Annotated in this window: 18 protein-coding genes; 13 read left to right on the top strand and 5 right to left on the bottom strand. The window is 68.0% G+C overall.

Annotation, left to right across the window (positions count from 1 at the left end; all coding sequences use genetic code 11):
• Positions 1–73: 73 nt before the first annotated feature.
• Positions 74–724, bottom strand: a complete 651-nt coding sequence (locus tag ACFWU5_RS27875) for a phosphate uptake regulator PhoU (RefSeq protein ID WP_379269832.1) — start codon at positions 722–724, stop codon at positions 74–76.
• Positions 725–827: 103 nt separating this feature from the next.
• Between ACFWU5_RS27875 and ACFWU5_RS27870 the strand changes: the two genes are divergently transcribed.
• The 11 genes from ACFWU5_RS27870 (at position 828) to ACFWU5_RS27820 (ending at position 12,379) form a co-directional block, all read left to right on the top strand.
• Positions 828–1,913, top strand: a complete 1,086-nt coding sequence (locus ACFWU5_RS27870; RefSeq protein ID WP_379269830.1) for a calcium:proton antiporter — start codon at positions 828–830, stop codon at positions 1,911–1,913.
• 198 nt (positions 1,914–2,111) lie between these two features.
• A complete protein-coding gene (locus ACFWU5_RS27865) occupies positions 2,112–2,957 on the top strand; it encodes an MlaE family ABC transporter permease (protein ID WP_379247537.1) in 846 nt (281 codons plus the stop codon).
• On the top strand, positions 2,957–3,817 hold the full coding sequence (locus ACFWU5_RS27860; protein ID WP_379247539.1) for an MlaE family ABC transporter permease: 861 nt from the start codon (positions 2,957–2,959) through the stop codon (positions 3,815–3,817). The genes ACFWU5_RS27865 and ACFWU5_RS27860 overlap by 1 nt, the downstream gene beginning before the upstream one ends.
• Before the next feature lie 4 nt (positions 3,818–3,821).
• On the top strand, positions 3,822–4,856 hold the full coding sequence (locus ACFWU5_RS27855; protein ID WP_379269828.1) for an MlaD family protein: 1,035 nt from the start codon (positions 3,822–3,824) through the stop codon (positions 4,854–4,856).
• Positions 4,853–5,857 carry an MlaD family protein gene (locus tag ACFWU5_RS27850; RefSeq protein WP_379269826.1) on the top strand — a complete coding sequence of 335 codons (1,005 nt, stop codon included), beginning with the start codon at positions 4,853–4,855 and terminating at the stop codon, positions 5,855–5,857. The genes ACFWU5_RS27855 and ACFWU5_RS27850 overlap by 4 nt, the downstream gene beginning before the upstream one ends.
• Complete coding sequence (locus ACFWU5_RS27845; RefSeq protein WP_379247545.1) at positions 5,845–6,861, top strand: MlaD family protein; 1,017 nt, start codon at positions 5,845–5,847, stop codon at positions 6,859–6,861. Before ACFWU5_RS27850 ends, ACFWU5_RS27845 begins: the two co-directional genes overlap by 13 nt.
• On the top strand, positions 6,861–7,958 hold the full coding sequence (locus ACFWU5_RS27840; RefSeq protein WP_379247547.1) for an MlaD family protein: 1,098 nt from the start codon (positions 6,861–6,863) through the stop codon (positions 7,956–7,958). The genes ACFWU5_RS27845 and ACFWU5_RS27840 overlap by 1 nt, the downstream gene beginning before the upstream one ends.
• A complete protein-coding gene (locus ACFWU5_RS27835) occupies positions 7,955–9,004 on the top strand; it encodes an MlaD family protein (protein ID WP_379269824.1) in 1,050 nt (349 codons plus the stop codon). Before ACFWU5_RS27840 ends, ACFWU5_RS27835 begins: the two co-directional genes overlap by 4 nt.
• Positions 9,001–9,954 (top strand): MlaD family protein, encoded by a 954-nt coding sequence (locus ACFWU5_RS27830; protein WP_379247551.1) that lies wholly within the window; start codon positions 9,001–9,003, stop codon positions 9,952–9,954. Before ACFWU5_RS27835 ends, ACFWU5_RS27830 begins: the two co-directional genes overlap by 4 nt.
• A gap of 132 nt (positions 9,955–10,086) precedes the next feature.
• Positions 10,087–10,713, top strand: a complete 627-nt coding sequence (locus ACFWU5_RS27825; protein ID WP_379269822.1) for a hypothetical protein — start codon at positions 10,087–10,089, stop codon at positions 10,711–10,713.
• A 94-nt stretch (positions 10,714–10,807) separates the two neighbouring features.
• Positions 10,808–12,379 (top strand): Na+/H+ antiporter, encoded by a 1,572-nt coding sequence (locus ACFWU5_RS27820; protein WP_379269821.1) that lies wholly within the window; start codon positions 10,808–10,810, stop codon positions 12,377–12,379.
• Positions 12,380–12,487: 108 nt separating this feature from the next.
• Here the strand turns inward: ACFWU5_RS27820 and ACFWU5_RS27815 are convergent, their stop codons facing one another.
• The 3 genes from ACFWU5_RS27815 to ACFWU5_RS27805 form a co-directional block, all read right to left on the bottom strand.
• Positions 12,488–13,243 (bottom strand): VIT family protein, encoded by a 756-nt coding sequence (locus tag ACFWU5_RS27815; RefSeq protein ID WP_379247557.1) that lies wholly within the window; start codon positions 13,241–13,243, stop codon positions 12,488–12,490.
• Positions 13,244–13,247: 4 nt separating this feature from the next.
• On the bottom strand, positions 13,248–14,876 hold the full coding sequence (locus ACFWU5_RS27810) for a GMC oxidoreductase (RefSeq protein ID WP_379269819.1): 1,629 nt from the start codon (positions 14,874–14,876) through the stop codon (positions 13,248–13,250).
• 70 nt (positions 14,877–14,946) lie between these two features.
• Positions 14,947–15,501: a YdcF family protein gene (locus ACFWU5_RS27805; protein ID WP_379269817.1), complete on the bottom strand. Its 555-nt coding sequence runs from the start codon at positions 15,499–15,501 to the stop codon at positions 14,947–14,949.
• A 60-nt stretch (positions 15,502–15,561) separates the two neighbouring features.
• Between ACFWU5_RS27805 and ACFWU5_RS27800 the strand changes: the two genes are divergently transcribed.
• Complete coding sequence (locus ACFWU5_RS27800) at positions 15,562–17,061, top strand: flavin-containing monooxygenase (protein ID WP_379247563.1); 1,500 nt, start codon at positions 15,562–15,564, stop codon at positions 17,059–17,061.
• A gap of 79 nt (positions 17,062–17,140) precedes the next feature.
• Positions 17,141–17,545: a hypothetical protein gene (locus tag ACFWU5_RS27795; RefSeq protein ID WP_379247565.1), complete on the top strand. Its 405-nt coding sequence runs from the start codon at positions 17,141–17,143 to the stop codon at positions 17,543–17,545.
• A gap of 7 nt (positions 17,546–17,552) precedes the next feature.
• On the opposite strand, the gene ACFWU5_RS27790 is transcribed toward ACFWU5_RS27795, so the two are convergent.
• Complete coding sequence (locus ACFWU5_RS27790; RefSeq protein WP_379247567.1) at positions 17,553–18,041, bottom strand: MarR family winged helix-turn-helix transcriptional regulator; 489 nt, start codon at positions 18,039–18,041, stop codon at positions 17,553–17,555.
• Between the last annotated feature and the right edge of the window lie 578 nt (positions 18,042–18,619).

Below are 18,619 nucleotides of genomic sequence, written 5' to 3'. Positions count from 1 at the left end.
AGCGTTCACCTATCGACGGAGGTGACCTGTTGTGCCGGTACGCAAACCGAAGGTGACCGACATCACAATACTCTCAGTCGGGCAGCGATCCCGCTTCGGGCGGAATTCCGGTGTCCAAGAAGCGAATCAGCCGGGCGATCCGCGCCGCGTGGTCCACGCAACGCTGGAACTGACTGCCCAGCAACGCCATATCGATCGCGGCCTCGACACTGACCCCGGAATCGGTGAGCACGGTGCGCAACTGCTTGCACAGCGTGTCCATCGCGACGGCATCGGCACCGTCGTCGGCGCAGACCCGACCACTGGCCACCGAGGCGCCCACGCGCGCCACGCAGGTCGACGCCAGCGTGCCCATCGACACCAGTTCGTCGATCACCGGCGCGGGCGCGACCGTACGCGGATGTGCCCGATACACGTACTGCCCAGCGGTTTCGGTGCGACGACCGATCCGCGACAGCTCCCCGGCCACCTGAATCGCGGTCACCACATGGCGCAGATCGCGCGCCACCGGAGCCTGCAGTGCGAGCAGGGCCATCGTGCGGGATTCGCACGCGGCGAACATCACCTGCAACTGCTCGTCGAGTGCGAACACCTCGTAGGTGGCCGCGAGGTCGGCAGTGGCCACCGCCTGGGTGACGCGCTGCGTCGCGTCATGGGCGACGCGCGACATCAGGGTGAGATCGTTGGCCAAAGCGACGAGCTCGAGAGTGAACTGGGTCCGCACGCGCGCAATTGTTCCCCATCGCGGGAGCGCGAGTGAATCCATCGCCGGATTCCCGCAGCGGCGAAACCCGGTGCACCCGGCCGCAGCTGGAACAATAGGGGCCATGATTGCCGCGCTGAGGACCACATGGACCATGTATGTGCCCATCCTCGCCGCGCTGGTACTCGCCCTGAGTTGGGGGCGTTCGATACCGGGACCGGTCGTGGTGGTGGTCAGTATCGCGCTGGTCGGCGCGGTGCTCGCGGCGGTCTACCACGCCGAGATCGTGGCGCACCGGGTCGGCGAACCCTACGGTTCGCTGGTGCTGGCGGTCGCGGTGACCGTGATCGAGGTGGCGCTGATCGTGACGATGATGATCTCCGGCGGCGACAAGGCGGCCTCGCTCGCGCGCGACACCGTGTTCGCCGCGGTGATGATCACCTGCAACGGCATCTTCGGCTTGGTACTGCTGGTGGGTGCGTTGCGCAGGCGGGTCGCGGTGTTCAACGCCGAGGGCACCGGCGCGGCGCTGGCCACCGTGGCGACGTTGGCCACGCTGAGTCTGGTGCTGCCCACCTTCACCACCAGTGCGCCCGGCCCGGAGTTCTCGCCGCCGCAGCTGGCCTTCGCCGCGGTCGCGTCGCTGCTGCTGTACGGACTGTTCGTGATGGTGCAGACGGTGCGTCACCCCGACGATTTCCTCCCGGTCGAAGACGGTGGCGCCGTCGATGACAGTGACGCGCACGCGCCGTCCAAGCGGGCCGCGCTGATCAGTCTCGGCATGTTGGGCCTGGCCCTGGTCTGCGTGGTCGGCCTGGCCAAGGTGGTCTCGCCCGCGCTGGAGGCCGGCGTGGCCGCGGCGGGCCTACCGCAATCGGCGGTGGGTGTGGTGATCGCGATGCTGGTGCTGCTGCCCGAGACCATCGCCGCGGTGAACTCCGCGCGCCGCAATCAGGTGCAGATCGGCTTGAACCTGGCGCTGGGGTCGGCGATGGCCAGCATCGGCCTGACCATTCCGGTGATCGCGATCGCGACCATCTGGCTCAGCGGCCCGCTGGTACTTGGCTTGGGTCCCACCCAGATGGTGCTGCTCGCGCTGACCGTCGTGGTGAGCACGTTGACCATCGTTCCCGGCCGCGCAACCTTGCTGCATGGTGGCGTTCACCTGGCGTTGTTCGCGGCGTTTGTGTTCCTCGCCGCAAGCCCGTAGCCCCGGTGTCGCGCATCACACAAGGTGCGCACCTGTCGTGGAAACCACGAAAAAGCGACGAGGGTCACGCACCCGAAATTTTGTTGTGACGCAGAGTACCGGTTAGCTTGCTGGAGTTGGCACCGACGCCGAAGCCAGAGAGTGCGGTATGAAAATCACCAAGCCCCGTGCTTCACGAGCGGTACGGAGACATCTGTGATGTCCACCGATCTGCGCTCCGCGAAGCGCGAGTCCGCCACCCAGATCGTCCGCAAGAACTTCACCGACACCGTCGTGTCGTCGCTGCGGACCTTCGGGCGTGCGGTCGACCTCGCCGCGCAATCGACCGGCGGCACCGTCTCCGACATCGCCCGCCGACAGTTCCAATGGCGTGAGACCCTCGTGCAGGCCTGGCGCCTGATCACGGTCACCGCGATCCCCGCGATCCTGATGGCGATCCCGTTCGGCGTGATCGTCTCGGTCCAGGTCGGCAACCTCATCCACAGCCTCGGCGCGGACTCGCTGCTGGGCGCGACCGGCGGCCTCGGCGTGATCAAACAGGGCGCACCCATCGCCACCGGCTTCCTGCTCGGCGGCGCCGGTGCGGCGGCCATCGCGGCGGATCTGGGCGCGCGCACCATCCGCGAAGAGATCGACGCGCTCAACACCATGGGCATCAACCCGGTGCATCGCCTGGTCATCCCGCGCATGGTCGCGATGCTGATCGTGGCGCCCATGCTCAATGTGCTGATCATCCTGGTCGGCGTGCTGGCCGGCTACGCGGTCGCCGTGGGCGGCCAGGGCGTCACGCCGGGCAGCTACTGGTCGACCTTCGGCGCCTTCGCCACCACCGCCGACGTCTGGGTGTCGCTGCTCAAGGCCCTGATCTTCGGCTTCCTCGTGGTGATCATCGCCTGCCAGCGCGGCCTGGAAGCCAAAGGCGGACCGCGCGGTGTCGCCGACGCGGTCAACGCCGCGGTGGTGCTGTCGGTGGTCTCGATCGCGATCGTGAACCTGCTGGCCAGCCAGATCACCGCCATGTTCCTCCCGACGAAGTTGGCGTGATGGCTGCCTCCTCCTACATTCCCGCGCACTGGCTGCGCCGTCCCGCCCGCCTCGGCAAGCGCATCGGCTCCGCCGGTGAATCGCTGGGCTTCGTCGCGGTGTTCGTGTGGCAGGTGCTGTCCTCGGTGCCGCTGACCCTGCGCCGCTACCGCGAGGAAACGCTGCGCGCGGTCACCGACATGACCTGGGGTCGAGGGTCGATCATCGTCGGCGGTGGCACCGTGCCGATGATGATCGTGCTCGGCCTGGTGATGGGCGCCTCGGTGGGCGTGGAATCGTTCGCCACCCTCGACATGCTCGGCATGGGCCCGGTCTCCGGTGTGGTCTCCGCCTACGCCACCACCCGCGAGCTGGCCCCTATCGCGGCGGCCATCGGTTTCGCCGCGCAGGCGGGCTGCCGGATCACCGCCGAGATCGGTTCCATGCGCATCTCCGAGGAGATCGACGCGATCGAAGCGCTGGGTCTGCGGTCGGTGCCGTTCGTGGTCACCACCCGCGTGATCGCGGGCGCCATCGCCATCGTGCCGACCTTCCTGATCGCGCTGATCCTGTCCTACGCGGCCTGCCGCGGCCTGGTCACCATGGTCTACGGACAGTCCGCGGGCGTGTACGACCACTACTTCTTCCAGTTCATCTCCGGCTTCGACATGATCGCCGCGGTGATCAAGGTGGCCGTGTTCGGCACGGTCGTGATCCTGGTGCACAGCTACTTCGGGTTCTTCGCCACCGGCGGACCCGAAGGCGTCGGCATCGCCTCGGGTCGTGCGGTGCGCGCCAGTTCGGTGGCCATCATCGCCATCGACATGGTGCTGTCGATCGCACTGTGGGGCTTCAACTCGGCGATCAGTTTTACGGGGTGATCTAGTGCCTAACTACGGAATGCCCGGTGTCGCGGCCGACCGACGCAGCGCGCGCCTGACCGGCGGAATCATCCTCGGTCTGATCGCGGTGGTCGTGCTGGCCACGGTGGGCTACAACAACTTCCGGACCGTTGACGGCCTGCGCATCGCCCTGCACACCGATCACCTCGGTGACGGCATCAGCGCGGGCAGTCAGGTCCGCATCGACGGTGTCACCGTCGGCGAGGTCGCCGAAGTGACCCCCGGCGAACGCGGCACCCAGCAGATCGCGCTGCTGCTGGACGGCGAGCGACTGGTCGGCATCGACGACAGCCTCGCCGTGGACTACGCCCCCACCAACCTGTTCGGCATCGCGGAGATCGAATTGCGCCGTGGCACAGGCGGTTCCCCGCTGCGCGAAGGCGCGGTGCTCGATCTCACCGGCGCCAACGGCGACCGGGTCTACGACGCGACGATGAGCGCGATCCTGCGCAGCCTGTCGCAGGTGGGCATGACCGTGACCAGCCCGCAGATGGCCACGGTCATCTCCCAGCTGGCCGCGGATTTCAAGGCCTTCACCCCGCTGGTGCAGGCGCTGATCACCGTGGCCAGGACCATCGCCGACAACCAGGACGTGATGCCTGCGGAGCTGTTCGGCAAGCTCGGCCCCGCCTTCGACGGCGGCGGTCAGTTCGCCGGTGCCACCATGCAGGTGATCGACCAGCTCAGCGAGATCCGGGTGACCCAGATCGACAAGGACCGCTACGACATCGGCGTCGGCGTGATCGGCGGCAGCATCCTGCCCGCCCTGACCACCACGTTGAACACCGCGGGCGGGCACTTCGCCGAGACCACCGACATGCTCGCGCCGATGCTGTCGGCACTGGCCCAGATGTCGCCCAACCCCCGTCGCACCGGCGCCGACCTCACCGCCCTGCTGCAGAACCTGCGCGGCGCCATGCCCGATGGCCCGAACGGTCCGGTCCTCAACCTCGACGTCGAGCTCAGCGGTGTCCCCGGTATCGCGGTGCCGCTGTTCGGAAAGGCCGGTGCGCGATGAAGATTCGCGGAACCGCACTGCGTCTTGGCGCATTCACCCTGGTCATGATCGTCGCACTGGGTCTGGTGTTCACCCTGATCCAACGCCCGGTCGCCGGTGACACCAACGCCCACGACGTGCTGTTCACCGACGCCAACGGACTCAAAGTCGGCAACGACGTGCGAATGTTCGGCGTGCAGGTGGGCAAGATCGAGAAGATCGGCCTGGAAGGCGACAAGGCCAAGATCGCGATCACGGTCAAGACCGACACCCCGATCTACGACAACTCCAAGCTGGCCATCCGCTACCAGAACCTCACCGGCCAGCGCTATATCGACCTGCAGCAGGCCCCCAACCCCGGCGCGAAGATCGTCGCGGGTGCCCGGATCGGTGCGAACATGACCGTCCCGTCGTTCGACGTGACGAGCCTGTTCAGCGGCCTGAAGCCGGTGCTGGCCACGCTGTCGCCCGAAGCGATCAACCAGTTCACCGCCAGCATGCTCGCCGTGATCGAAGGCGACGGCTCGGGTCTGGGCCCCGCGTTGGGCGCGATCGACCAGCTCGCGAGCTACGCGCAGGACCGTCAGCAGGTGATCAGCACGCTGATCCGCAACCTGTCCGACATGGCCGACCGACACGGCGGCCGCGTGGGCCAACTTCTGCCGCTGCTGGCCCGGCTCACCGACGTCTTCGAGGCGATGCAACGCAATATCGGCGGCGTCGCGCAGTTCGCGATGACCGCGCCCTCGGTGCTGGCACCGGTGGACCGGTTGCTCGCCTCGCTGGGCCTGGTCGAAGGCGGCGGCGCCGACGTCGACGCGATGATCCGCGCCCTGTTCCCGAACCCGGCCGAAGCCGTCGAGGTGTTCGGCAAGCTGCCCGGGCTGCTGGCCACGGTCGACTCGTCGCTGTCGCGCGGTTTCGCCGACTTCACGCCGCACTGCGGCAACGGCGCGGCCGACGTGCCCGCCCCGCTGCAGGTGCTGATCGCCGGACAGAAGGTCACCGTATGCAACCGCTGAAGCTGCCCAAGATCTTCTCCGGTGATCGCCCGATCCTCGACGAAGCGGGCAAACGCGCCCGCGAACTGCGCATGGGCATCCTCGGACTGAGCCTGGTGGTGCTGTTCATCGTCGGCGCCGCGGTGATCTACGTGGTGCCGTTGGGCAAACACACCTACACCGCCGAACTCAGCGAAGCGCAGTCCGTGCGCGAAGGCGACGACGTGCGCCTGGCCGGCATCTCGGTGGGCAGCGTCACCTCGCTGGAACTGCGGCCCGACAAGGTGCTCATGCGGTTCACCGTGAAGGACGAGGTGTTCGTCGGCGATCAGAGCTCCCTGGACATCCGGATGCTCACCGTGGTCGGTGGCCACTACGTCGCCCTGTACCCGGCCGGCTCCGCGCCGCTGGGGGACAAGGCCATTCCGTCGGATCGAATTCGCCTGCCCTACAGCCTGATCGAGACCTTCCAGGACGCCACGACCCCGCTGGCCGCGGTCGACGGCGACACCGTGCGCAACAACCTGGCCGCGGCGAACTCCGCGATCGAGACCTCCCCGGAAGCCCTGCGCACCACCCTGGACACCGTGAGCACGTACGTCGACATGCTCGACCGGCAGCGTTCGCAGGTGTCGAAGTCGATCGCGATCCTCGACGAGTACATCTCCATGTACGACGGCGCCAAGTCCGATCTGGGCAGGCTGATGAACAACGTCAACCTGCTCGAAGACCTGCTGCTGAGCAAGAAAGCCGAACTGGCGGAAGCCCTTCGGCTGCTCACCTCGGTGGTGAATCGGCTGGCCGGCCTGGCACCGACCTGGGAGTCCAGCCTGAAACCGCAGGTGCAGGCGCTGGCCGACGCACTGCCGCGACTGGGCGAACTCGGCGGCCAACTCGAACCGGTCCTTGGCACCGTGCACGAGCTGCAGACCAAGCTGTCGCAGCTGGCAACCCCCGAAGCGGGTGTGGTGGTCGACCAGTCCAGCGCCCGCGTGTGCGTACCGCTGCCAGGGAAGGCGTGCTGATGTTGAGGAAACTGCTGGGATCGCAGGCCTTCATGTCGATCGCCGGTGTCGCGGTGCTGGTCGCGTTGGTGACCGGCGGCTATTTCATCGCCTTCGATCCGCTGAAGAAGACACAGTCCTATTGCGCGATGATGCCCGACGCGATCGGCCTGTACCCGGGCAACCACGTCACCATGCGCGGCATGAACGTCGGCGAGGTGACCGCGGTGCGCAACGAGGGCGCCAAGGTGCGCGTCGAGTTCGCCGTGGACGCCGAATTCCCGGTCCGCTCCGATGCTTCCGCGACCACCGTCGCGTATTCGGTTGCCGCGGACCGCAATCTGGCCGTGCTCACCACCGGCAAGGACGCACCCCCGCTCGCGGGTGGCTGCATCACCAAAACCCTGACGCCCAAGAGCATTACCGAAACACTGACCGCACTGGCGAGCCTGTCCGACGAACTGTCCGGCGGCACCGCGGGTCAGCCGGGCGGACTGGCCAACGGCCTGTCCTCGCTGGACCGCGCGACCGCGGGCACCGGCCCCACGGTCAACGAGCTCATCCACAAACTCGGTACGGCGATGAACAAGCCCGACGCCGACATCGCCCATCTCGCAGGCCTTTTCGATGCCTTCGCCTCGGTGTCGAACCGGGTCGCCGCCAACTGGGGCGACCTGCAGACCATGCTGGTGCGTCTGGCCCCGCTGCTGAACCAGGCCTCCGACGACCTGCTCGGCCCGGCCACCTCGCTGTTCGAAGGACTCGGCGACCTATTGCCGATGCTCAACGACGTCGCCATCATCCTCGGCGACCCGCTGATCGGCGCCCTGGACGACACCGTCCCGCTGGTAAAACTGTTGCGCGCCAACGTCGGATCGCTGTCGGAGATCGTGGCCAAGATGCCCGCGCTGGCCTCGGCCTTTCGCAGCGCCACCGATCCCGCCGGCGGCACCGCGATCACCTACGCGCCGCCGAAGGTCGCACTGCCCACCGGTGAAGCCGACCAGGTGTGCACCGCGGTGAACGCGCTGATCCCAGGGCAGTGTCCCGACCCGGCGCAGGGACTGGCCGACGTGAATCTCGTGCAGGTCGTGCTCGGAATGGCAGGTGCCCGATGAACACCCGAAAGATGTTGCGACACAGCGTGATCGCGCTGGTGGTCGCCACCGGTCTCGCGGTCGGTGGTTGCGGTTTCGACCCCGCCGACGTGCCGGTTCCCGGTTCGACGGTGAGCGGAGAGACCTATCGCGTGCAGATCGAGTTCAGCAGCGTGCTGAACCTGCCGTCGCGGTCGAAGGTGATCGCCAACGGCGCCGAGATCGGCATCGTCGACGGCGTGCGCGTGGTCCAACCCGCCGACGCACCAGCAGGTCGCGGCGGTTACGTCATCGTCGAGGCCGACATCCTCGACACGGTGCAGTTGCCGAGAAAGTCCATCGCCGAACTGCGCCAGAACACCATCCTCGGCGACATCCACCTGTCGCTGACGACCCCCAAGGACGGCTTCGGCGACCTGCTGCGCGACGGCGACACCATTCCGATCGATCGCACGAAACCGCCTGTGCAACTGGAAGACACGATGGCCACCATGGCGGTGTTCGTGCAGGGCGGCGCCATCGGCCAGCTGCAGGAAATGCTGGGCCGGATCAACTCGGTGATGCCACAGGACCCCAAGGAAACCGCGCGCATCTCCGCGGTGATGGGCGCCGACGCCGCGAACCTGGCCGCGAATCTGGACCAGGTCGACCTGCTGGTCAACGGCCTGGCCGCCAACGCCGAGGTCATGCACGGCATCGGCCCCGAGCTCACCAACATCCTCACGCCCGAGGCGGTGGCCGCGATGACCGGCACACAGGACTCGATCGCCAAGACCATGAAGATCTTCGACGCACTGGGCCCGGTCGGTTCCTCGCTGACCTGGCTGGCCCCGATCGCGCGCTCGGGCGACGCGGCCGCGAACGCGTTCGTGCCGCTGGCCACCGGCGGATCGGCGGACCTGCGCTCGGCCACCAACTTGGCGCTGCTCACGGCGCTGTTGCGCGACAAGATCATTCCCTTCGCCGAGAACGGCCCGAAGGTGAACGTCACCGGCGTGCGGGTGTCCGAAGAAGACCAGCTGGCGCAGATCGTCACCGCGCTGCGGATGATCGGAATGGTGCGATGAAGACCGGTGCCCTGGCTTCGCTGAGCGGTATCGCCGCCATCACCGTGCTCGGCGCGGGTTACCTGACCTTCGGGGTGGTTCGGGTGGATCCGCTGGCCGACTTCACCGCCGCCTCGATCGAGATCGCGAATTCCGGTGGCCTGTCGGTGGGTTCGCCGATCCTGCTGACCGGGATCGAGATCGGCAAGGTCACCGAGATCGACACCTCCGCCGGCGGGCGGGTGCAGGTCGGTTTCCGGATCGGCGCCGATCACAAGGTGCCCCTGAGCAGCGTGGTCACCATCGAACACCTGTCGTCGCTGGGTGAGCCGTACGTGCAGTTCGTGCCGCGCTCCGCCGACGGCCCGTATCTGGCTGACGGACAACGACTTTCGGGCGAGAACGTGCGCACGCCGATGTCGATCCCCGAGGTCGCCCGGTTGGTCACCAAGACCGTCGAGCAGCTGGACCCCGCGGTGGTCGGCTCCCTGGTCGACACGCTCGGTACCGCGATGGCCGGCACCGAGAACGTGGTTCCCGAGCTGGCACGCGCGGGCGACCTGCTCGCCGCGGCACTGATGAGCCGCGCGCCCGCGATCGGCGAACTGCAGAACAACTTCGAATACGTCTCCGGTGATATCGCGTGGGCCGGCCCCGCCACCGCCGCGGCCGCGCCCGCGTTCGTCCGCTTGAGTCAGGTGATCGACCAGTTCGTGGAATCGGTCGGCCGGGCCACCGAGGGCGATCCACAGATGTACCTACGCGAAGACGGTCTCGTGCCGTTCCTGGAAGAACTCACCGCGAAGCTGAACGAGCTCGGCCCGGAATTGTCGGCTCTGCTGCCGGGCTTGCGTCCGCTCACCGAATCGGTGACCGCGGCGGGCCCGCAACTGGACCTGAGCGCGTTGATCGCACAGGCATTGCACAACACCGACGCCGACGCGGTGAAGGTGCGGGTCGCGATCAAGTAAACATCGGGCAACCATCGCATATAGGTATTTGCCCTGGCCAGTGCTTGTCCGGTCGAGGCGGGTGGTGGCTGAGCAACCGTGCGGTAGCGTGCTGGATGAGGTGCAGACCTGATCCGCGGCGAAGGCGGTGCGATGGCTCGCAGCAGCGACGGTCCCGAAGAGCGGACCGGTAGCAGTACACGAATGATCGCGATAGCGGCTGTGCTGGCCGCGTTGCTCGCGCTGGTGGTCGCGCTGGGACTGGTGTTGCGCGCCGATCAGGGCGCCGACGATCCCTCGGTGAACCCGTTGGGTGCCGACGCCAACGGCCTGCCGGTGGCCGGTGCCGATCAGGAGGCCGCCGACACCGAAGCGCAGTTCGCTCCGCCGTGGCCCGCCCGTCGCGTCGGCGGAAACTGCTCGGCAGGCGGCATCGTCGCCCACTGGCGCGTCCACGACGACGGCCAATGGCAGTGCACGGTCACCACCCCCGACGCCCTTCCGCCCGCGCCGCCCCCACCTCCACCGCCGCCCGCTCCCGAGTTCGTCCCGGAACCGGCCCCGGTCGAAGCACCCCCGCCGCCCCCGGCCTACGAACCGCCGCCACCCCCGCCGGTCTACGAGCCCCCGGCCTACGAACCCGAGCCCGCACCGGAACCCCCACCCCCGGTCTACGAGCCCGAACCGGCCCCACCTCCACCACCCCCGCCGCCGGTCCTCCAACTCCCGTTCCCGCTGCCCCCGATCCTGCTACCCCCCGCGGTCGCCGTCCGCCCGTAACCCCGCCGATCGAAGAGCCGGTCGCGGCATCCGACCCCTGACCGGCGGCGGGTCGGTCCCCGCGCACCACCGATCTCGATGACACTGGTCAGCTATGGACCAGTTGGTGCTCATCCTGGTGATCCTGCTCGCGACCGTGCTCGCCGAACCGCTGGGCGAGCGCATCGGTCTCGCGCCGTCGATCCTGATGACCCTGTTCGGCTGCCTGCTGGCCCTGATCCCCGCCGTCCCCAGCCTGGAGATCAACCCCGAGTTGATCCTGCCGCTGGTCTTGCCGCCGCTGCTGTACGCCGCCGCCCGCCGCACCTCCTGGCGTCAATTCGCGGAGAACTGGCAGATCATCGCGTTGCGCGCGGTCGGCCTCGTCATCGTCACCGCGATCGCGGTCGCGGCGGTGTTCCACGCCTGGAATCCGGCCGCCGCCATCGCCGCGGGTGTCGTGCTCGGCGCGCTGGTCGCCCCGCCCGACCCGGTCGCGGCCACCTCGATGGCGGGCCGCCTCGGCCTACCGCGCCGCCTGATCGTCACCCTGGGCGGCGAAGGCCTGTTCAACGACGTCACCGCGATCGTCATCTACACCGTCGGTATCCAGGCCGTGGTCACCGGCCTGTTCTCGCCGTTGCACGCGCTCGGTGATTTCGCGGTCGCCGCCATCGTCGGCCTCGTGGTCGGCCTGCTGCTTGGTTGGTTGGGCAGCAAGCTCACCAAGCACCTGAACACCGCCACCGGCCAGGTCGCCCTGAGCCTGCTGCTGCCCTTCGCCGCCTACGGCATCGCCGAACACGGCGGCGGCTCGGCCGTGCTCGCGGTGCTGGTCTGCGCGCTGTATCTCACCGACGCGGTCACCGAGATCGGCGACCGCGACTACCGCCTGGTCGCGGACTCGGTCTGGGACATCACCGAAATGCTCATCACCGGTTTCGCCTTCGCGCTGATCGGCCTGGAACTGCGGGTGGTCATCGAGACCACCGGCCACAACTGGCCGTCGCTGGCAGGGGTCACCGTCGCGGTGCTCGCGGTGGTGGTGGGTTTGCGACTGGCCTGGCTGCTCGGCATCTGGGCGGTCACCAGCAAACTGCCCAACACCGACGCGCCGTTCACCTGGCAGGAGGTGATCGTCACCTGGTGGGCGGGGATGCGCGGCGTCGCCACGGTCGCCCTGGCCCTGGCCGTGCCGTTCACCCTCGACACCGGCGCCGACTTCCCGGCCCGCTCGGAGATCCTGTTCATCGCGTTCGCGGTCGTGCTGTTCACCCTGCTGGTCCAGGGCCCGACCCTGCCGCTGGTGGTCCGCCTCACCGGCGTCCAGATAGACACCCGCCAGGAACGCGCCGTCGAACAGGCCCTGTGGACCCGCGTGGTGAACGCCGAACTCACCGAACTCAAAGCCATCGCCGCCCGCGACGACCTCCCCGAGGACCTCTACACCGAAATCAAGGACACCCTGCGCCACCTGTCCGCCAAGGCCGACCCCGAACTGGCCGACGCCGATGCCAAGGCCGCGCTGGACAAAGAACGCAAGTTCGCCTCCCAGATGCGCGCGGTCCGCGCCGCGGTCACCGAAGCCGGCCGCCGCGAAGCCCAAGCCGCCCGCCGCGAACCCGGCATGCCCCCGGACGTCGTCGACCGAGTAACCCGCCGCCTCGACCTGGGACCCATGCACTGATTCGCCCCGCTCGAAGGATGGCCTCCGCTGGCCGGGGTGCGCCTAGCCGAGCTCGGCTACCCGAAACTCAGCCGCGCGCAGCCTTTGCCAGGCCCCCGCCGAATCGGGTCAGCTGCCGCTCATCGAGTCGGTGAACATCCCGATCCCATACGTCACCGCCATCGCCAGCGCACCACCGATCATCACCCGCAGCACCGCCCGCTGCACACTGCTGCCGCCCAGACGCGCACTGATCGTGCCGGTCACCGCCAGCGCGAACAGCACCGCCGCGAAGGTCACCGGCACCTTCCAGTGGGTGGGCGGCAACATGATCGCCAGCAAGGGCAGCAGCGCACCGCAGGTGTACGAGATCGCCGAGGACAGCGCGGCGGCCCACGGATTGGTCAGGTCGTGCGGGTCGATGCCGAGTTCGGCTTCCGCGTGCGCGGTGAACGCGTCGTGCGCGGTGAGCTCGGCGGCCACAGTGCGCGCGGTGGCCGGGCTCAGGCCCTTCTTCTCGTAGATCCCGGCCAGTTCGGCCAGTTCGAAGTCGGGTTCGTCGGCCAGCTCACGGCGTTCCTTGGCCAGCAGCGCCTTCTCCGAATCCCGCTGCGTGCTCACCGAGATGTACTCGCCCGCCGCCATCGACAGCGCGCCCGCGACCAGCCCCGACAGTCCCGCGGTGAGGATCGTGTGCGAGTTGTTCGTCGAGGCGGCCACACCGACGACCAGCCCGGCGGTGGACACGATGCCGTCGTTGGCACCGAGCACCCCCGCGCGCAGCCAGTTCAGCCGCGAGCCGAGATTGCCACTGTGCGGCTCGTGCGGGTGTCCCGACTCCTCGGTCCCGCTGGATCCACCGTTTCCCGCAGACGAGTCAGGCATCCGCTCAGCCTAAACGGGCCCCCGCGGAATCGGTGTCCACGCGCAGCCCGGCGCGCAGAGTGTCGGCCAGCCGCACCGCCAGCGCGATCACGGTCAGCGTCGGGTTCACGTGCCCGTTGGTCGGAAACACCGAACTGCCCGCGATGTACAGGTTGTCCACCCCGTGCACCCGACAGTGCTGGTCCACCACCCCGTGCCGTGGATCGGCCGACATCCGCGTGGTGCCACTGGGATGCGCCCAGTCGGTGAGCGGCAGGGGATCGGTACTGCCGGGCAGTGCCGCCGGAACCACCTGCGGTGCAGGCAATCCCAATCGCGCGAACTCGTCGACCAGCATGGCCGTAGCCCGCCGCACCGTCCGGTCCTCCTGCTCGCTGGTGCGCCAATCGACTTGCGGCAAAGGCATTCCCAGCGGATCGGTCCGCGTGGAAAGCCGCACCCGACTGTGCGCGTCGGGCGTCTGCTCCACCATCGCCCGCACCTCCACTGCGGCCAGCCGATGCGGCAACCCGACACCGTCGAGCAGCCTGCGCCGCGCACCGTTGAGCAGAAGTCCGGTGTCCGACAGCATGATTCGCACGTCCTGCCACCGCGCGCGCCCCCGCAGCAGCCGCTTCACCGAGTCCCACGGGTCGTCCTCGGCGGGAACCTCCTGCAACCACAGCGCACAGTTCACCAGCGATTCGCGCCGTTGCAGCTCCGGCGACAACGCGATCCCGTGCAGGTAGGTGTGCTTGCCCCGCGCGCTCTTGACCACGTACTTTCCGAACCGATCCAGCGCGGGCCCGGCCGCCGCGGGTGCCAGCGTGGCGACCGCCCCGCAGCGATGGTCCATCAGATACCGCCCGACCTGGTCGTATCGGTTCCCGATCCCGCCCGCCACCGCGCGGCGCGAGGCCAGCAGCAGCCGTGGCGTATCGATCCCACCCGCCGCCAGCACGAACACCTGCGCCCACACGGTCCGCACCCGCCCACCCGCACCGGTCACCTCGACCGAGTTCACATGTGCACCAGTGGGATCGGTGTCGATATGCGTGACGGTCGCGTTCACCAGCACCCGCGCGGTCGGCGCGACGGTATCGCGCACGTGCGCACCCCACCGTTTGCAATCGAACCGGTTGCCGGGGTCGCGGCTGATCTGCCAGAAGTAGGGGCGGAACGCGGCCGGGTCGAGGGCGTCGGCCGGTGCCTGCCGCCCGGACAACGGCCAGAACTCGTCCTCGGTGAAGCCGGTCCCGTGCCCGAGCCCGGCGTGCTCGGCCGCGCGTTCGGCGTAGGGCCGCAGCGCACCCGCGTCGATCGGCCAGCCGGACTGCGTGACCCACGGCCGCGTGGCGAAGTCGAGCTCGTCGAGCACCCCGCAGCGCCCGGACCAGGTGTGCGAACTGCCGCCCAGCACCCGGTTGCCCGCGATCCGATGATGTTCCGCGCGCGGCGCCCCGATATTGTCGATAGAGGCGAAAGCCGGTTCGTCCCAGGTGATCTCATCGCCGCCGCTTTCCAGCACGAGCACCCGCAGGCCCACGGCGGCGAGTTCGGTGGCCACGGTCAACCCCGCGGGCCCCGACCCGATCACACACACCTGGGCGCGCAACCCGTCGTCGCCGACGGTGCGCAGATCCTCGACAAGCATCGGCGGTCCTCTCACCTGCGCGAGCCCCCGCCGCGCTGGGTCTCACTCTAGGAGCACAGACCGGCCTATGTCAGGCCGTCTCGCAATGCTGATTCACGAAAGCCCTGATGTAGCCGCCGGATTGGCGCACATACATCCACGACCAGAATTCGAACCCCGAATCCGAGGGGCTCGCGACCATGGTGAGCTCGCCGTCGTAGCACTTGCCCACGATGTACCGAGCGCGCGACACGTGCGGGGTGAAGGTCACCACGATGATGTGCTTCCACCCGTAAATCTCTGCGCGCCGCACGATTTCGCGCGCCTCGCCGTCGGTGGTCCACGGGTCTGGCACGAAACACGAGACCCGGAAGGCGAATCGGCCGCCGCAGTACTTGTCCATCATCGGATCGTCGGCACCGGTGGACTGCGAGATCAGCACCTCGGGCGCCAATCCCCGCTCGCCCAACTGGATTCCGAGATCGAATCGTTCATACGGGGTGCCGCCCAGCACCACGATCGCGTCGGCGGGCCGCAACGGGTCGACCTGCGGATACACGAAAACCGGCAACCCCGCCACGGCGGCGGCGAGCACGGAGACCAGTGCGCCGACGAGCAACCATCCCGCACGTCGAAACAACGACACCCCACCAACCTACCGAAATCCGCTCTCGTGCCGCGCGGTGTGTCCGGGCACACTGGAGCCATGACCGACACCGCCGCTGCCCCCGAACACCTCGACGTCGTCATCGTCGGCGCCGGGTTGTCCGGCATCGGGGCCGCCTACCGGCTGCAAGCCGAACACCCGCACCGCAGCTATGCCGTGCTCGAGGCCCGCGCCGATCTCGGCGGCACCTGGGACCTGTTCCGTTACCCCGGCATTCGCTCCGATTCGGACATGTTCACTCTGGGTTATCCGTTCAAGCCGTGGCGCGCGGCCCGCTCGATCGCCGACGGCGCCGCGATCCTGGACTACATCCGCGAGACCGCGCAGGAGAACGGCATCGACCGGCACATCCGTTTCGGTTCCCGGGTGATCGGCGCGGACTGGTCGTCGCAGCACGCGCACTGGCAGCTCACCATCGCCCACGAGGGCCCCGACGGCCCGGAACTGAGCACCCTGACCTGCGGATTCCTGTACACCTGCGCCGGCTACTACGACTACGGCCAACCGCACGACCCGCAGTTTCCCGGCCGCGACGACTTCGCGGGCACCGTGGTGCACCCACAGTTCTGGCCCACCGACCTCGACACCCGCGACAAGCGCATCGTGGTGATCGGCAGCGGCGCGACCGCGGTCACCCTGGTGCCCAACCTCGCCGCCGACGCCGCCCACGTCACCATGCTGCAGCGCAGCCCCACCTGGATCAGCCCCGTGCCCGGCCGCGACAAGCAGGCCGACAAGATCCGCAAACTCCTGCCCGCGAACCTGGCCCACCGCCTGATCCGCACCAAGAACATCCTGTTCAACATCGGCTTCTACCAGTTCTGCCGTCGCCGCCCCGCCGCCGCGCGCAAACTGCTGACCGACCTGAACACGCGCATCCTCAAAGACGACAAGCTCGTGGCCCAGCACTTCACCCCCGAGTACGACCCGTGGGATCAACGCCTGTGCGCCGCCCCCGACGCCGATTTCTTCAAGGCGATGAAGAAGGGCAAGGCCACCGTGGTCACCGACCACATCGACACTTTCGTGCCCGAAGGCATCCGCTTGGTGTCGGGGGAGACCCTGCCCGCCGACATCGTCGTGACCGCGACCGGCCTGCGCCTGCTCGCGTTCGGCGGCATCGCGCCCTCGGTCGACGGCGTCCCGGTAGTGCTGGCCGACCAGTTCGTCTGGCAGGGCGCCATGCTCACCGGCTTGCCCAACTTCGCCATCTGTGTGGGCTACACGAACGCGTCGTGGACCCTGCGCGCCGATCTCACCTCCCGCCTGGTCTGCAAAGTCCTGTCCCACCTCGACCGCACCGGTAGCCCCGCGGTCGTCCCCGAACCCAACGGCTCGCTCACCGAACGCCCCCTGCTTGACCTGAATGCCGGGTACGTCCTGCGCTCGATCGCCACATTCCCGCGCCAAGGCGACCGGCACCCGTGGCGCGTGCGGCAGAACTACCTGCTCGACGCGCTGATCACCCTGCGCACCGACCTGGGCAAAACGCTGCGCCCGGTGCCGCGCCGGATAGCGGAGTTCACCCGCAACGGGTGAGGTGCCGAGCCGGAGGCCTTCCTACCGTTGACCCGTGCCGTGGTGGCACGTGGCATCGACCTGACGGGAAGGCCCTGCGATGACGAACACCAACCAGCACCCTGTGCGCGAGGGGATCGCGGCGGGAACTTCGATCGGCGCCGGCATTCTGCTCGCGGTCGTCGGTGTCCTGCAGATCTTCGAGGGAATCTCCGCGGTGGCCAACGACGACCTGATCGTGGTCGGGCCGGAGTACACCTACCAGTTCGACCTCACCAGCTGGGGTTGGTGGCACATCATCCTCGGCGCGATCGCGGTGATCGTGGCGATCGGCCTGCTCGCGGGCCAGACCTGGGGTCGGGTGTCGGCGATGGTGATCGCGGCGCTGTCGATCGTGGCCAACTTCCTGTGGCTGCCGTACTACCCGTGGTGGTCGATCCTGATCATCGCCATCGACATCGTGGTGATCTGGGCGGTAGCCACCTGGCGTCCGCACAACTCCTGACCTTCGCTCAACAGTCCGGGGCGGTCTGCCCGGCATCCGCGTCGCCGAGCGTGTCGACCAGGTGCCGGGACAGCCGCTCACCCAGCACCGCGAGCTCGGCCTTCTGCACAGTGTCGAGCCCGTCGAGCACCAACTTGCGCACCGCGATCAGATACTCCGGGGTCGCCTCCACCACCTTGGCCCGCCCGGTCTCGGTGAGCACCGCGTCGATCCCGCGCCCGCACTCCGCGGCTTCGCGCCGCGCCCAGCCCACCCGCTCGAGCTTCGAAACCACATGGGACAGACGGGAAATGGACCCGTGTCCGCGCGCGGCCAGCAGGCTCAACCGCATCCGCCGGTCCGGGGCCTCGTGCAGTAACAGCAGGACCCGGTACTCGAAATGGGTCACGCCGAACTCGCGCTGTAGCCGGGAGTCCAGCGCGCTGGGGACGCGCATCGAGAGGGTGACCACCGCGCTCCAGGCGCGACGCTCGACCGAGTCGAGATCCTCCGTCACCTCGACCTACCTTCCGCCCGAAGATTAGCTATGAAATTGCTGAATGTCGGCGAACTGTATATCGAATGGGTCGACCTGTCCACGGTTGTCACGTCATGTCAGCAGGTGGGTGCGTTGTTGAGGGTCAGCTGCCGCCTGGACTGATGATCAGTTGCCGAGTGGTCGCCGCCGATCCCCGGCCTTCGATCGCGAAGTTCGCCGGGGTGCGCCGACGCCGAATCCGCCCTAGTGTGGGGGCTGCGACCTGGGGAAACGCCGGATTGTCCTGGCGATTTGACTTCCCGTTGGCCGCCCCGTAACTTTATTCGAGTCAGAGCGACACGGACACCGACTCAGCCGCCAAGCGGTTGCAGACACGAGGTAGTACGTTGAGCGCCTGACTGATCATGTGTTCAGGGTTACACCGACTGGGACTTGCTTCCAGGCCGGTTCCTGAGCTAAGTTTGAACTCTTGCCTCACCGAAACCCCAACAACAAGTTGCCGGTAGAAGTGTGTGCGTGTGTTCTTTGAGAACTCAATAGTGTGTCGATGAATGTCAGTGCCAATAATTTTTTATTGGTTCCAACTTCTCCGTACC

The sequence above is a fragment of the Nocardia sp. NPDC058640 genome (assembly GCF_042716995.1).
GTDB lineage: Bacteria > Actinomycetota > Actinomycetes > Mycobacteriales > Mycobacteriaceae > Nocardia.
This window is presented reverse-complemented; position numbering and strand designations above follow the sequence as displayed.